The organism is Motilibacter rhizosphaerae, from assembly GCF_004216915.1.
Lineage (GTDB): Bacteria > Actinomycetota > Actinomycetes > Motilibacterales > Motilibacteraceae > Motilibacter > Motilibacter rhizosphaerae.
The window spans coordinates 537,359-551,770 of the sequence record NZ_SGXD01000002.1; the positions used below are offsets into that span (position 1 = coordinate 537,359).

A 14,412-nucleotide genomic window follows, 5' to 3' on the forward strand; every position below is an offset into this window, starting at 1 on the left:
CCGGGGTGTCCACGCCCCTGGTCGGCTCGGACGACGGCGGGAGTAATCCTGGCTCCCGGATCAGCGCTCGGCCTCGGCCTTCCAACCGCTCGCACGACGGGGTGCTCCCGTCGCCCTCGCAGCCGTGGCCGGAGATGAGGCTCCGCTCCCCGGTGACAGTGGCGGGACCGCGCCGGAATCGCACCGGCTTCCTCCACTGCCGTCGCAGTGCTCCTGCATCCTAAGGGCAGGCACCGACGGGCAGCGCTACACGTCCCGGCGGCGGAGCACGACGGCCGCCGCGGCGAGCGCTGCCACGACCCACAGCAGCAGGACCAGCCCGCCGGCTCCCGCGCTCAGCGCGTGCGGGTCCTCGGGGCGCGGGGAGAACAGCGAGGCGCCCGCCTCGCCCGGGAGGTACGGCAGGGTGTGCGCCCGCCACGACGCCGGCAGCACCTGCCCGATCCCCGGGATGACCAGCAGGATCGCGACCAGGGCCGCGATGCCGCCGGCGGTGCTCCGCAGCAGGAAGCCGAGGGCGAGGGCGAAGATCCCCACGAGCGTGAGGTAGAGCCCGACTCCCACGACCGAGGCGGCCGCGTGCGGGGCGGACAGTGTCGTGCCGTGCGAGGCCAGGAAGTGCTGGCCGCCGAGGAACGCCACCAGCGCGGCTGGGGTCATGACGACGAAGACGACGACCGCGTAGAGGGCGGCCTTGGCCCACAGCACCGGGAGCCGGGTGGGCACGGCCCCGAAGGTCGCCCGGACCATCCCGGTGGCGTACTCGCCGGAGATGAGCAGCACCCCGAGCACGCCGACCGCGAGCTGGGCGAGGTTGACCCCGATGAGGCTGCGGTTGATCGGCTCGAAGACCGCCCGCTCGTCGGCGCCGATGCTCGACCAGTGGCTGTTGGTCGCGGCGCCGACGGCCCAGCCGATGCCGACCATGGCGATGACGGCGACGAGCAGGGTGATCCAGGTCGAGCGCAGCGAGCGGAGCTTGACCCACTCGGAACGCAGGACCCGCGGCAGGGTGACGGGCCGGACCTCGACCCGCTCGGTGCGCGGCGCGGTCGTGCCGGTCGGGGCGGTGGCGGTGCTCATGCGCGGGCCTCCGAATCGGCGGCGGCGTACTCCACGTCGTCGCGGGTCATGTCCATGAAGACCTCCTCGAGGGAGGCGCGGTGCGGCGTGAGCTCGTGCAGGGCGATGCGCTCGGCCAGCGCCACCTCGCCGATGCCGGGCGCGTCGACGCCGGACACCTGCAGGCCCCCGTCGCCGTCCGCGACGACCTCGGCGCCCTGGCGGACGAGGGCCGCGGCGAGCGCGGTCGGCTCGGCCGAGCGGACGAGCACCGAGCTCGTCGGCGCCCCGGAGATGAGCTGCGCGATCGGCACGTCGGCGATGAGCCGGCCGCGCCCGACGACGACCACGTGCTCCGCGGTCTGCGCCATCTCGCTCATGAGGTGCGAGGAGAGGAAGACGGTGCGGCCCTCGTCGGCGAGCTGCTTGAGCAGGTCGCGGATCCAGCGGATGCCCTCGGGGTCGAGGCCGTTGACCGGCTCGTCGAGCATGACGGTCTCCGGGTCTCCGAGCAGCGCGCTCGCGATGCCGAGCCGCTGGCCCATGCCGAGGCTGAAGCCGCCAGCCCGGCGCCGGGCGACGTCCTGCAGCCCGACCATGCCGATGACCTCGTCGACGCGGCGGTCGCTGATGCCGTGCGTCGCGGCCAGCGCGCGCAGGTGGTTGCGCGCCGAGCGCGAGGTGTGGACGGCCTTCGCCTCGAGCAGCGCGCCCAGCACGTGGAGCGGCCGGTCGTGCTCGCGGTACGGGCGGCCCGCGACCGTCGCCGTCCCGGAGGTCGGAGTGTCGAGGCCGAGCACCATGCGCATCGTCGTCGACTTGCCGGCGCCGTTCGGGCCGAGGAAGCCGGTGACGATCCCCGGCTGGACGGTGAAGGTGAGGTCGTCGACGGCGGTCTTCTCGCCGTACCTCTTGGTCAGTCCGCGGACCTCGATCACGTGCGCTCCTCGCCCTGGTAGCGGTTCGCCGCGAGTCTGCGCCCCCGAGGCTGTGACGACGCTGAGTCGTCGTAGTGCGGCGCCCCAGGACGTGCACGATCCCGTCCCCTCCTCGTGATCATGCACATCCTGGGGCGGGGCGTCAGACGGCGGTCGCGGTGCCGTCCCGGCGCTCGACGGGCGTGCGGTCGCGACCGGTGACGCTGAGGTACGCCACGGTCGCGATGATCGCGGCGAGGAAGACCAGGCTCGTCAGCAGCGTGCCGAACCCGGCACCGCCGTCGCTGCGGTCGCCCGAGAGGTAGTCACCGGTCGAGCCGCCGAGCGGTCGGGTGAGGACGTACGCGACCCAGAACGCCGTGAGCGGCGCGACGAGCCGCGTGCGCCAGGCGACGACGACCAGCGCGAGGGCCACGGCGAACACGACGACCGCGCCGAGCAGGGACATCGAGAGCCGGTCGACGAGCAGGTCGCCGACGGCGGTGCCGAGCGCGAAGGTGACGAGGACGACGAGCCAGTAGAAGGCCTCGCGACGGGTGGTGACGATCGAGTGGATCGAGAGGGTCCCCTCGGTGCGGTACCACCAGAGGAAGATGCCGGCGAGGAGCACGGCGAAGACCGGTGCCGTCACGAGCAGGCTGATCCCGAGCCCGTCAGTGAGGTTGTCCGTGGCGAGCGTGCCGACGACGCTGATGAGCACGACGCTGAGCCAGTAGACCCAGGGGACGTACGCCCGGGTGCGGAACTGCACGACGAGCGCGGCGACGAGCAGCGCGGTCATCAGCGCGGTCGTCGGGCCGAGCCCGAAGCCCAGCGTCTCGTTGATGTAGTCGGCCGCGCTCTCGCCGACGGAGGTGCAGAGCACCTTGATGATCCAGAAGAAGACCGTGATCTCCGGGACCTTGTTGAGCATGGTGGGGCCCGCGACGGCGCGGGAGGTGGTGGAGGACATGCTGTCAGCGTGGGGGTCCTCGCCTGACGACATCCTGACTGCGTTCCGCCTGCTGCGCCGGACCTTCTCGGCTCAGCGGCGGGCGCGGCGGGCCTCGAGTGCGACGGGGATCAGCGAGACCGCGATGATGAGGCCGATGACGGGCAGCAGGTAGCGGTCGATGCTGGGGATGCGCGAGCCGAGCTCGTAGCCAGCCAGCGTCACCCCGCAGCTCCACAGCAGACCACCGACCGCCTGCCACAGCGTGAAGACGCCGACCGGGACGCGGACCGTGCCGGCGAGCGGGTTGAGGACCGTCCGCACGAGCGGGATGAACCTGGCCAGCACCACGGCCTTCGCCACGCCGTACCGGTCGAGCGTGGTACGCGCCCGGGCCACGGCGTGCTGCAGCCGCGGCCGGTCGGGGCGGTCGAGCAGGGCCTCCCCGGCCGTACGCCCGATGACGTAGCCGGTCTGCGCGCCGAGCAGGGCCCCGGCAGCAGCTGCGACGAGGACAGCCGGCAGCGAGAGGTGGACGCTCGAGGTCGAGGATGCCGTGCACAGCAGGCCCGCGGTGAACAGCAGCGAGTCGCCGGGCAGGAAGAACCCGATGAGCAACCCGGTCTCCGCGAACAGCACCACGAAGACGCCGATCGCGCCGAAGCTGGAGAGCAGGCTCTGCGCGTCGAGCGGGTTGAGCGCGGAGGTCATGCGTACTGCGGCAGGTCGTCGATGTCGCGGGGGTCGTCGGTGTCGTCTGCTCGGGTCTCGTGCTGCGCGTCGCCGCCGCGCACGGCGACGACGGCGACCAGCGCGACGATGAGCCCGAGCGCCAGCAGCGTCACCGTGCCGTCGCCCCAGCCGAGACCGCCGCCGATCGAGTGCTCCTTGCCCATCCAGTCGGCGAACGAGGCGCCGAGCGGGCGGGTGAGGACGTACGCCGTCCAGAACATCGCGACCGCGTTGGCCCCGAGGCGCCACGCCACGAGCGGCACGAGGATGGCGACGGCGAACAGGATCCCCGAGGCGAAGAAGCCGAGCCCCACGGTCATGCCGGTGAGGTCGCCGACCGCCGTGCCGAGCGCGAAGGTCGCGAGCACGGTGCACCAGTAGAAGCGCTCGCGGCGCGCGGTGGTGATGCTGTGGATGTCGAGCGTGCCCTCGCTGCGGTGCCAGACGACGAAGCACGCCGCGACGAGCAGGGCGTAGAACGCACTGGTGACCCAGTAGGACAAATCCGTCGCCACGTGCAGGACGTCGGCCACCATCGTGCCGAACACCGCGACCATGGCGACGGCGGACCAGTACGTGAACGTCGAGTAGGTCCGCGAGCGCAGCTGCAGCCACAGCGCGAGCACGAACCCGCCGAGCCCGACGATGCCGCCGAGGATGATGCTCGTCTTCCCGAGGTAGTCGGACGCGGCCTCGCCCATGCCGGTGGTGAGCACCTTGATGACCCAGAAGACGGCGGTCACCTCGGGGACCTTGGCGGTGAGCGGTTCGCGACGCAAGGAGGCGGGCAGCTGCACGCGGTGGTCCTTCCCGGGACGGGACGAGGACCTCCCCCGCTCCGTCCGGGGAGCGTAGGGGCGCGTACCTGACTGCTGCCTGACTGCTGGGGCTGGCTGGTCAGCCGCCGGTGATGTTGACCATCCAGGCGATGCCGTAGCGGTCGGTCAGCATCCCGAACTCGTCGCCCCAGACCTGCCGCTCCAGCGGCATCGTGACTGCGCCGCCGTCCGCCAGCCCGGCGAAGTAGCCGCGGAGGGCGTCCCCGTCGTCGCCGACGATGCTGACGGCGACCCGCGCCCCGTCGGCGAACGTCATGCCCGACGGAGTGTCCGCGCCCATGAGCACGAGGCCGAGGTCGGTCGTGAGCTGGGCGTGCATGACGAGCTCCGCGTCGGGGCCCTCGGCCGCGCCGAACTGGCCGAACGTGGAGATCTCGAGCGTGCCGCCGAGCACGCGCTGGTACAGCTCGAACGCCTGCCGCGCGTCGTCGCGGAAGCCGAGGTACGGAGTCAGCCGGGAGGTCATGCGCCGGAGGCTAGTGCACGGGCGGGGCGCGTGGTGGCGCGTGGCGCGGGCCGCGCAGGGTGGAAGTTGATCGGGTAGCCCGATCATGTTCGAGCCCGGCCGCACGAGGTGGTCGCCCAGGGGCCCGGATCTCGTCGTGCCGGCGGTCAGTTCGTGCGGTCGGTCACGTCGTGCGGTCCCGGACTCGGGCGGCCCCGAGTCAGCGGTCGCCACGAACGGCGCCCCAGCCCCGGGCGGCAGGTCCCGACCTGCTCGTACGCGCTCCAGCGCACGCACCTCCCCCGCGGCCTCGGCGCACCCAGGATCTGCATGATCACGGGAAGGAGGAGCCCCCGGCCAGCAGCTCTGCGCTGCCGGCGGGGGCCCCTGCTCGGATGCCCGTGCTCGCGCGTCCCGTGCTCGTGGGCACCGTGCCAGCCGGCCCGTGCCCCCGAGCCCGACCCCGAGTGCCTCAGCCCGCCGCGTGCGGCTGCACCGTGAGGTCGTCGAGGTTCACGTTGCCGCTGTCCGCCGGCCCGTACGCGTACGCCACCGTGTTCGCACCTGCGTGCAGGCGAACCGTCGTGGTGTGCAGCCCCCACGTGTCCCAGCCGGCGGTCGGCGCCAGGCGGACCTGCTGCCCCTGCGTCCCGTCCAGCGTCAGCGTGGCCGTCTGCTCGGCCCCGGTGCCGTTCGCGTAGCGCAGCGCGAGGTCGTACGTCCCGGCGGAGGGGACGTCGACCGTGAAGGCCACCGACGCTCCGACGCGGGTGAAGCAGGCCGCGAAGCCGCTGCCGCTGTGCCCGCTGTGGTCGTCGGCCGTGCAGGCCCCGCCTCCGAGGGTCGCGTCTTCGGCCTCGATGGTCTGCGCGAGCAGCGGGTCGATGAGCGCGAGGAGCGCCTGCCGCGCCAGAGCCGTGACCCTGCTCGGCTTCGCCCCCAGCACGTCGCCGCGCAGGCCGTCGAGCTGCGCCCGCTCCCGGACCGCGTCGCCCGCGGCCTCCGCGTCCTGCGCCGCCGTGACACGGTCCTGCAGGAGACGCGCCGTGCTGGGCACGATGTCGCCGCTGCGGGTGAGCGCCCCGATCTCGTGGAGCAGGGCGGCCAGCCCGGCGGGCTGGTGCAGCCACTGGGCGAGCTCGTCCTGCAGCAGGGCGCTGGCGGTGTCGTCGACCTTCGCCGGCGCCGCCGTGTCGAGGTACGCGCGGACCGCCTGCAGCCGCTGCAGGGTGCCCGCCACGTCCCCGGCCGCGTCAGCCGCGATGGCGGGAGCGAGCAACCGACGCAGCTCGCGCGCGGCGCTCGGCGTGACGTGGCCCGAGGCGACGAGCGCATCGAGGCCCGAATCCACGCGCTGCAAGGAGATCCTTGGCTGCACCGGCGCCGAGCGGGCCGACGGCACCCCGTCCCCCACGCTGGTGTGCGCCGCCACGGTGAACGTGTACGCCGTGCCGTTGGTCAGCCCCGTCACGACCGACGAGGTCGCGGCGTCCTTCGTCGTGACAGGCGTCTGCGCGACGCCGTCGACGTACGGCGTGATGACGTAGTGGTCGACGGGCTGCGCACCGTCGTAGGACGGCGCGGTCCAGGACAGCGTGACCTGCCCGTCGCCCGCGACGCCGGTGACGCCCGTGGGCGCGTCCGGCGGTGACGTGTCGGTGGCCTCGAGGCTCGCGACCTGCGGGGTGGTTCCGGCGGCGGCGGTGTAGCGGACGTACCGCGCCTGCGTCGGCGAGACCACCACGCTGCTGGTGGGGTCGGCGCCGGCGCCCACGCTGCCGAGGTCGCTCCACGTGCTGCCGTCGAGCGACACCGCGACGGTGTACGCCGTGGTGCCCCCGCTGCCCGAGACGACGCGCACCCGGCGGACCGTGGTCGCCGCGCCGAGGTCGACGGTCAGCGATGCGCCGTCCGTCGTCGGGCGCCACTGCGTCGCCGCGCTCCCGTCGACCGCGCCGACCGCGGGGAAGCTCGCGTCGGAGGAGCTCGCCGAGACCGCGGCGCAGCGGGCCTCGTCGGACGTCGGGGTGAGGTCCGGCCGCCGGGTCGGGATGTCGAGCGTCCCCCCGACCGCGACGGTCTGCGCCGCGCCGCCGGCCACCTGCACCGGCAGGGGGTCCCCGGAGCGCAGCGTCACCGTCGTCGTCCGCGGCCCGACGCTGAGGTCGAACCTGCGCCCCTGCCAGGCCAGACCGGTGAGGTCGAGACCGGGCAGCTGCGGCGGGAGCACCGGGTCCAGCTGCACTGCGGCGGTGTCCCAGCGCAGACCCGTGAATCCGTACAGGAACTCCTGCAGGAAGCCGCCCGCACCCGTGGTGAAGGTGAAGGCACCACCGCCGCGGGTCTCGCTGAACTGGTCGAACGGTGCGCGCATGAACGGGTTCACGCTGCGCTGGAGGAAGGTCCAGCTCGAGCACCCCGGCGTACCGAGCTCAGCGGTGTCGATCGCGTGGATCGCGTCCGTCATGGACGGGCCGCCGAGGTCGGTGCGCCCGACGTAGTAGTCGAGGTCCGCCTGCGCGACCGAGCTGGGCTGCGAGTAGCCCCAGGGGTACTGCAGCATCACCGCGTCGGCCTGCTTGATGGTCTGGCCGCTGTAGCCGGCGTACTCGGGGTGGATGCCGAGCGATCGGTCGTAGGGGACGACGATCCCCGCGGCGATGCTCGACCAGCGGGGGTCGGCCGTCGCGCCGATGATCTGGGCGGCCTGCGTCGCGATCCGCAGCGTCGTCGCTGCTGCGACGTTGGTGTAGACGTCGTCGTCGACGCCCACGGCGTACTCGTCCGGCGGGATGACGTCCTTGATGGAGTACCCGCCACCCGCGTTCGGGGTCACCCGGCTCGCCCAGAAGTCAGCGGCGCCCGCGAGGACCGGCCATGCCTTGCTCCGCAGCCACTCCTCGTCACCGGTCGCCTCGTAGTACTGCCACTGCGCCAGGGCGACGTCGGCGGTCACGTGGATCTCGTACTTGCCGGTGTCGGCCCAGGTCGGTGTCTGCTCGTCGCCGGCCAGTGCGCTCTCCCAGGGGAAACGGGCGCCCTTCCAGCCGGTCTGCTGGGCGTAGGCCTGTGCTCCTGGCAGGAGCCGCTGCCGGTACGCGTCGGCCCCCGCCGCGATATCGGGGTGCTGCGCGAGCAGCGAGGGGAACATCCACGTCTCCATGTCCCAGAAGACGTGGCCCGAGTAGCCGTCCGAGGACAGCCCGCCGGGCGAGGTGCTCCAGTCGACGCCGGCCCGCGTGCTCTCCAGGAGGTAGAACATGCTGGCCCGCGCCTGGAGCGTGAGGGCATCGTCGCCGGGGACGCTGATGTCCGACGACCAGAGCTGCGCCCAGGCGTCCTCGTGCGCCGCCAGCAGGTCGTCCCAGCCGGTCGCCGCAGCCCCGCTCGACGCCCGGGTCGCCGCCTCCAGCGGTGCCAGTCCGTCGGTGCGGTCGGTGTCGACGCTCGTCGCGAGGCCGACGTACTTCGTGAGCGTGTAGGTGGAGCCGTCCTCGACGGCGAGCGTCGTCCGCTGCGCGGAGGACTGCGCGGGCAGGTCGCCCACCGAGGCGGTCGCTGTCGTCGCGTCCTGCGCCTGCAGCGTCGAGACGAGCCCGGCCACCAGGCCGGTGCCGTCAGCGGTCACCGTCTCGGCGAGCCGGCCGGCAGGCGCGTCCACGCCGCTGCCCGACACGGTCACCGCGTTCGCCGCGCGGCCGTCGAGCGCGTCGGTGGCCGTCGCCGTGCCGCTCCAGTGCGGGTGGACGGTGAGCCGCACGGCGCCGACGTGCGCCTGCGCACGGTCGGCGAGCACGTCGTAGCGCAGGTCGGTCACGCGGCCTGCGGGCGACGTCCACGTGAGGGTCGTCGTGAGGACCCCCGTCCGCAGGTCGAGGGTCTGCCGGTAGTCGCTCGTCGTGCCGTTCCCCGGGGGCAGGGCCGGGCTGCCGCCCGCCGTGAGGGCGACGTAGTCCACGTTGACCATGCAGCCGTCGCCGGCCTCGCAGGACAGGGCGACGGCGTCCGTGCCCTTCGTCACCGGCACCTGCACGGTCGCGGTGGCCCAGGAGTCCCAGGAGTCCGTGGGCGGCAGGTCGACCGCGCCGGTCCGGGTGCCGTTGACGGCGACGCTGAGGCTGCGGGTGCGGACGCCGGCTCCGCCGTCGTTGTTCGCGTAGCGCACGGTCAACGTCGCCGTGCCGTCCGCCGGGACGTCGTTGACCTGGACCGCCGTCCGCGCTCCGACGACGGGGTGGCCCTGGTCGCCGAAGCCGGCGGCGAACGCACCGCCCGACGCGCCGGAGTGGTCGGACGCGCGGGTGGCGCCGCCGGACAGCTCGCCCGCCTCGGCCTCGCACACCTGGCCGTACGCGCACCCGGCGCCGGCGGGCAGGTTGCCGTAGGTCGCGCTGCCGTCGGAGAACCCGAGGCTGGTCCACATGGGCAGGCTGGCCCGGATCTGCACGCTGTCGGCGGGCTTCGCGTAGAAGCCGGCCACTTGAGCCTGGGTCGCCACCGGCGCGGTCGACCAGCCGGTGCCCTCGGCCGGCACGCGCGCCGCGAGGTAGCCGTTGCCCACGAACGTCGGCGAGTAGCCGGACCCGGTCGAGGTCGTGCTCAGCGTCCAGGCGGAGTCGGCGGGATCCGCAGGGGCGTCGCCGGCCCGGGCGCTCGCCGGCAGCGCTCCGAGCGCTGTCGCGGCGAGGGCAGCGGCGGCCAGGACGGGCACCGTGCGGAGGGGGTGGCGGCGGGATCGTCCCTGCTGCTGAGGCAGTGCTGGGCCGAGCAACGGCATGGAGGGGGCACCTCTCTGTGCGGAGTCGGCTCACGCTACTCGCGCGGTTCATGCCGCCCCGCCCGGGTCTGCCCCAGGTCGTGCATGATCACGGCGCGGGGCTACCCCGCGGCCACCTGCTCCGCGAGCGTGTCCAGCGCCTCCTCGAGCTCGGCCTCGACGGCCTGCGCCCGGCTCGCGCGGTACCGCTCGTCGAGCTCCTCGAAGAACGACAGGTGGATCACGACCTCGGACCGGTCGTCCTGCGCCTGGTGGTGGATCTGCAGCCAGCCGGCGTACTCGCCCGTGCGGTCGCTGCCCCACTCCAGCCGGAGCTGGTCGCGCTGCGCCCGGAACAGCCCGTCGCCCTCGTAGGGCTGTGACCCGCGCTCGCCCTCGACGTGCACGTGGTCGGCGCCGTCGGCCGCGGCGCGCTCCGTCGTCGGGAGCCACGAGGGCATGCGCTCGACGTCGGACACCACGTCGAAGACCCGCTCCGCAGGGGCGGCGACGACCTTGGACCTCTCGAACTCCACGGGGGCTCCTCCTCGGCTCCGGCGCGTACGTCCTGGCGCTTGCCCGCGTGCCTCCCCGGCGAACCCCCGCCGGCGCTACAGTCCCCCGCGTGGCGACAGAGCTCCCCCGGCTGCTGGTCCCCGACGCGGCGGCCTGGCGCGCCTGGCTCGCCGAGCACGGCACCGAGTCCCCCGGGGTCTGGCTCGTCCTCGGCAAGAAGGGCGGCACGGTCACCGAGCTGGTCTACGAGGCCGCCGTGCGCGAGGCGCTCTGCTACGGCTGGATCGACGGCCAGCTGAGCCCCGTCGACGAGGCCTGCTACACGATCCGCTTCACCCCGCGGAAGCCGCGGTCCCCGTGGTCGGCGAAGAACGTCCAGCGGGTGGCCGAGCTCGAGGCCGAGGGCCGGATGACCGGGGCGGGGCGCGCCGCCGTCGAAGCGGCGCAGGCGGACGGCCGCTGGGACAAGGCGTACGCCGGGTCGGCCTCCGCCGAGGTGCCCGCCGACCTCGCCGCGGCGATCGCGGCGGTCCCGGCGGCGCAGGCGATGTTCGACGTGCTCACCCGCACCAACCGGTTCGCCCTGATCTACCGCACGCAGGAGGCCAAGCGGCCGGACACGCGCGCCCGGCGGATCGCCCAGTTCGTCGAGATGCTCGCCCGGGGTGAGGCGCCCTACCCCCAGCGCCAGCGGCCGGCGGGGAGCTGACGGACGTCTGGTTCGGGTGCGTTCGCCGGATGCTGAGCAGGGGTTCATCTGGCGGGAACCTCCCGCTCACCGGGTCAGGCTGCACCGCGGCTCCGTCCGCGGCATCCTCGGGACGCCCTCCGCGCCGACCGGTGCAGGGTCACGACGGAGGTCCCGCGATGGCGACGCCAGCCCGGTTCCACTTCTTCACCCGCCGCGCCACCGCGACGGGCGTGGAATGGCGGCTCGTCATGGGCAACAACCGCGAGCTCGGCCGGGCCAGCGCGCCCTACACCGACCTCGCCGCGTGCACCGACGCCGTACGCCGGCTGCAGACCGGCCTCCCCCACCTCGCCGCGTCGCTGGTCGCCGGCACCCCAGGACGCTGGTCGTGGAACCTGCGCGACGAGGCCGACGGCGTCCTCGCCGTGTCGGGGCGCGACTACTGCCGGCGCGTCGAGGTCCAGTCGGCGCTGGAGAAGTTCCGGGCGGCGGCGGGCGCCGCGCACATCATCGACGAGGTACGCGCGGTGGGCTTCCTGCGCTGACGCGACTTCAGCGCAGCGCTTCCCGGACAGCGACCGCCACGCCGCTGCTGGTGAGCGCCTGGAGCGAGTCGAGGACCAGCGACCGGAACTCCGGGTCGACGCCCAGGTCGTCGCCGAAGACCGCGCGGATCCCCAGCAACCCGTCGACCACAACAGCGGGCGTCGTGGCCCCCGCCGTTGCCGCGGCCAGCTGGTCGGCGAGCGGGTCGTCGACGACGATGGGCCGTCCGTCCTCGGTCGTGCCCGCGGTGACCCAGCGCATCCAGCCGGCGATCCCCAGGCAGCTGAGCCGCGGCTGCGCGCCCGTGGCCAGCCGCTCCCGGGCCACCGCGACGAGCCGCTGCGGCAGCTTCTGCGAGCCGTCCATCGCGACCTGGAGGGTGCGGTGGCGCAAGGCGGGGTTCGCGAAGCGGCGCAGCAGGTCCTGCTCGTACGCCGGCAGGTCGAAGCCGTCCGGGACCGCAAGCGTCGGGGTCACCTCGTCGCGCATCATGCGGGACACGGCCTCGGCGAGGGCAGGATCCGCGACGGCATCCGAGATGTGCTCCCGCCCCGCGAGAGCGCCGAGGTAGGCCAGCGTGGAGTGGCTGCCGTTGAGGAGCCGGAGCTTCATGGCCTCGTACGGCGTGACGTCGTCGGTCAGCACCGCCCCGGCCAGCTCCCACGAGGGGCGCCCGGCGGCGAAGACGTCCTCGACGACCCACTGCCGGAACGGTTCGGTGGCGACGACGCCCTCGTCGCGCAGTCCCAGCATCCGCTCCGCGGTGCTGCGGTCGGCATCGGTCGTGGCCGGCACGATGCGGTCGACCATCGACGAGGGGAAGGCGACGTTCTCCTCCACCCAGGCGGCGAGGGCAGGATCGCCGAGCAGGCCGCAGAAGTCCGAGACGAGCCCCGCCAGGACCTTGCCGTTGGCAGGCAGGTTGTCGCACGGCAGCAGGGAGACCGAGCCGGCGTCAGCGGATCGGCGGGCGGCGAGGCCGCGGACCAGCTGCCCGACGACCGTCCGGGGTGGACGCCCCGCGGCGTCGGCGGCCACCTCGGCGTCGTCCGTCCGCAGCCGCCGGGTCGCCGGATCGTGCCGGTAGCCCTTCTCCGTCACGGTCAGGGTGACGACGCGGACCTTCGGGTCCGCCAGCCGCGCGACGAGCGCGTCCGGGGTGTCGAGGGCGAAGCGCAGCTCGCGGACGGCCGCATTGACCCGCAGCGACTCGTCGCTGCCCGAGCGCACGAGGACGGAGGACAGCCCGTCCTGCGGCTCGAGGTCGTCGAGGACCGAGCGGCTGCGCTGGGTGACCCCGCAGATCCCCCAGCTCGTGTCGCCGCTCGCCGCCATCGCGTCCTGGGTGAACTCCGCCTGGTGGGCGCGGTGGAAGGCGCCGATGCCGAGGTGCATGATGCCGACCTCGAGCGCAGACGGGTCCAGCGGCGGAGCGGAGGCGTCGGCGACGTCCGGCAGCGTACGGAGCGACAGGCGTGGGGCCACCCGCCTCACCCTAGGCGGCGCGGACGGTGGACCCTGGGCGGGTGACCCTCGCGCGACCGCTGACCCTGGACGACGACCGCATCCTGCCCACGGAGCCGCACGTCCGCTCGGTCGCGCGGGAGATCTACGCCGCCGTCCGGGACCTGCCGATCATCAGCATGCACGGCCATGTCGACGCGGGGATCCTCGCCCGTGACGAGGCGTTCCCCGACCCCGCCCAGCTGCTGGTCGTCCCCGACCACTACGTCACGCGGATGCTCGTGTCGCAGGGCGCACGGCTCGAGGACCTCGGCGTGCTCCGGACGGACGGCGGGCCAGTCGAAACCGACGGACGGGCCATCTGGCGGAGGTTCTGCGCGGGCTGGCACCTCCACCGCGGAACCCCCAGCAGGCTGTGGCTCGAGCAGGAGCTGCACGACGTCTTCGGCGTACGCGTCGAGCCCTCCGCCGGCACCGCCGACGAGATCTACGACGTCATCGCGGACTGCCTGGCACGACCGGAGTTCCGGCCGCGTGCGCTGTTCGACCGCTTCGGCATCGAGGTCCTCGCCACCACGGACTCGCCGCTCGACGACCTCGCGGACCACCGGGCGATCGCCGCGTCCGAGTGGCGGGGCCGGGTGGTGCCGACGTTCCGGCCCGACGCACTCGTGCACGTGGACCGCCCGTCATGGCGTACGGACGTGGAGCGCCTCGCGGAGGTCTCGGGGGTGGGGACCACGACGTACGAGGGGTTCCTCGGAGCCCTACGGCAGCGGCGCGACCACTTCGTCGCATGCGGTGCACTGTCCACCGACCACGGCCACGCAACCGCCGACTCCCGGCCGCTCGAGGCCGGTGAGGCCGAGGCGATCTACGCGTCCGCGCTCGCGGGCTCGGTGACTCCTCAGCAGGCCAGGGCCTTCGCCGCGCACATGCTCTTCGAGATGGCGCGGATGAGCACCGAGGACGGCCTGGTCATGCAGATCCACCCGGGGGTCGCCCGCGACTACGACCCCGGTGTGCACGAGCTCTTCGGTGCTGACAAGGGCTTCGACATCCCCACGCCGGTCGACTTCGTGCGTGGTCTGCGCCCCCTGCTCCAGGCGTTCGGTCGCCACCCGCGCTTCAGGTGCGTGCTGTTCACCATCGACGAGACGACCTACAGCCGCGAGCTCGCCCCGCTAGCCGGGGTCTTCCCGTCCGTGCGGCTGGGCGTGCCGTGGTGGTTCCTCGACAGCCCGTACGCGATGCGCCGGTTCCGCGAGGCGACCGTGGAGACGGCGGGTCTCTACAACGGCGCCGGCTTCGTCGACGACACCCGGGCCTTCGCCTCGATCCCGGCGCGCCACGACGTGGCGCGCCGGGTGGACAGCGGGTTCCTCGCGGACCTCGTCGGCCGCGGGCAGCTGCGGCTGGACGAGGCGCTGGAGACCGCGGTGGACCTCACCGTCACGCTGCCGCGGCTCGCCTACCAGCGCCAGGGGTAGCC

General features: G+C 73.7%; 12 protein-coding genes and 1 riboswitch. Of the genes, 3 read left to right on the forward strand and 9 right to left on the reverse strand.

All coding sequences use genetic code 11. The features are described 5' to 3' along the window. Positions 1 to 41 precede the first annotated feature (41 nt). Positions 42 to 193, reverse strand: a riboswitch (cobalamin riboswitch). A 53-nt stretch (positions 194 to 246) separates the two neighbouring features. The 8 genes from EV189_RS08020 to EV189_RS08055 form a co-directional block, all read right to left on the reverse strand. Beyond that, positions 247 to 1,083: an ABC transporter permease gene (locus tag EV189_RS08020; protein ID WP_130492393.1), complete on the reverse strand. Its 837-nt coding sequence runs from the start codon at positions 1,081 to 1,083 to the stop codon at positions 247 to 249. Beyond that, a complete protein-coding gene (locus tag EV189_RS08025) occupies positions 1,080 to 2,000 on the reverse strand; it encodes an ABC transporter ATP-binding protein (RefSeq protein ID WP_130492394.1) in 921 nt (306 codons plus the stop codon). Before EV189_RS08025 ends, EV189_RS08020 begins: the two co-directional genes overlap by 4 nt. A gap of 142 nt (positions 2,001 to 2,142) precedes the next feature. Then, complete coding sequence (locus tag EV189_RS08030; RefSeq protein WP_231116182.1) at positions 2,143 to 2,952, reverse strand: COG4705 family protein; 810 nt, start codon at positions 2,950 to 2,952, stop codon at positions 2,143 to 2,145. Positions 2,953 to 3,024: 72 nt separating this feature from the next. Further along, the gene (locus EV189_RS08035) at positions 3,025 to 3,642 is read right to left on the reverse strand and encodes a DedA family protein (protein WP_130492395.1); all 618 of its coding nucleotides are present in this window, start codon (positions 3,640 to 3,642) and stop codon (positions 3,025 to 3,027) included. Continuing rightward, positions 3,639 to 4,460, reverse strand: a complete 822-nt coding sequence (locus EV189_RS08040) for a COG4705 family protein (RefSeq protein WP_231116183.1) — start codon at positions 4,458 to 4,460, stop codon at positions 3,639 to 3,641. Before EV189_RS08040 ends, EV189_RS08035 begins: the two co-directional genes overlap by 4 nt. Positions 4,461 to 4,560: 100 nt before the next feature. Further along, on the reverse strand, positions 4,561 to 4,968 hold the full coding sequence (locus tag EV189_RS08045) for a VOC family protein (protein ID WP_130492396.1): 408 nt from the start codon (positions 4,966 to 4,968) through the stop codon (positions 4,561 to 4,563). A gap of 451 nt (positions 4,969 to 5,419) precedes the next feature. Then, positions 5,420 to 9,658: a carbohydrate-binding protein gene (locus EV189_RS08050; protein ID WP_165400192.1), complete on the reverse strand. Its 4,239-nt coding sequence runs from the start codon at positions 9,656 to 9,658 to the stop codon at positions 5,420 to 5,422. A gap of 167 nt (positions 9,659 to 9,825) precedes the next feature. Continuing rightward, the gene (locus EV189_RS08055) at positions 9,826 to 10,239 is read right to left on the reverse strand and encodes an SRPBCC family protein (RefSeq protein WP_130492398.1); all 414 of its coding nucleotides are present in this window, start codon (positions 10,237 to 10,239) and stop codon (positions 9,826 to 9,828) included. A gap of 89 nt (positions 10,240 to 10,328) precedes the next feature. Between EV189_RS08055 and EV189_RS08060 the strand changes: the two genes are divergently transcribed. Both EV189_RS08060 and EV189_RS08065 read left to right on the forward strand, forming a co-directional pair. Further along, positions 10,329 to 10,928 carry a YdeI/OmpD-associated family protein gene (locus EV189_RS08060; protein WP_130492399.1) on the forward strand — a complete coding sequence of 200 codons (600 nt, stop codon included), beginning with the start codon at positions 10,329 to 10,331 and terminating at the stop codon, positions 10,926 to 10,928. 158 nt (positions 10,929 to 11,086) lie between these two features. Continuing rightward, complete coding sequence (locus EV189_RS08065) at positions 11,087 to 11,455, forward strand: hypothetical protein (RefSeq protein WP_130492400.1); 369 nt, start codon at positions 11,087 to 11,089, stop codon at positions 11,453 to 11,455. A gap of 7 nt (positions 11,456 to 11,462) precedes the next feature. On the opposite strand, the gene EV189_RS08070 is transcribed toward EV189_RS08065, so the two are convergent. Continuing rightward, on the reverse strand, positions 11,463 to 12,941 hold the full coding sequence (locus tag EV189_RS08070) for a mannitol dehydrogenase family protein (protein WP_231116184.1): 1,479 nt from the start codon (positions 12,939 to 12,941) through the stop codon (positions 11,463 to 11,465). A gap of 41 nt (positions 12,942 to 12,982) precedes the next feature. Here EV189_RS08070 and uxaC point away from each other — a divergent pair, with 41 nt between their 5' ends. Next, positions 12,983 to 14,410 (forward strand): glucuronate isomerase, encoded by a 1,428-nt coding sequence (uxaC, locus tag EV189_RS08075; RefSeq protein ID WP_130492401.1) that lies wholly within the window; start codon positions 12,983 to 12,985, stop codon positions 14,408 to 14,410. The last annotated feature ends 2 nt before the right edge of the window (positions 14,411 to 14,412 follow it).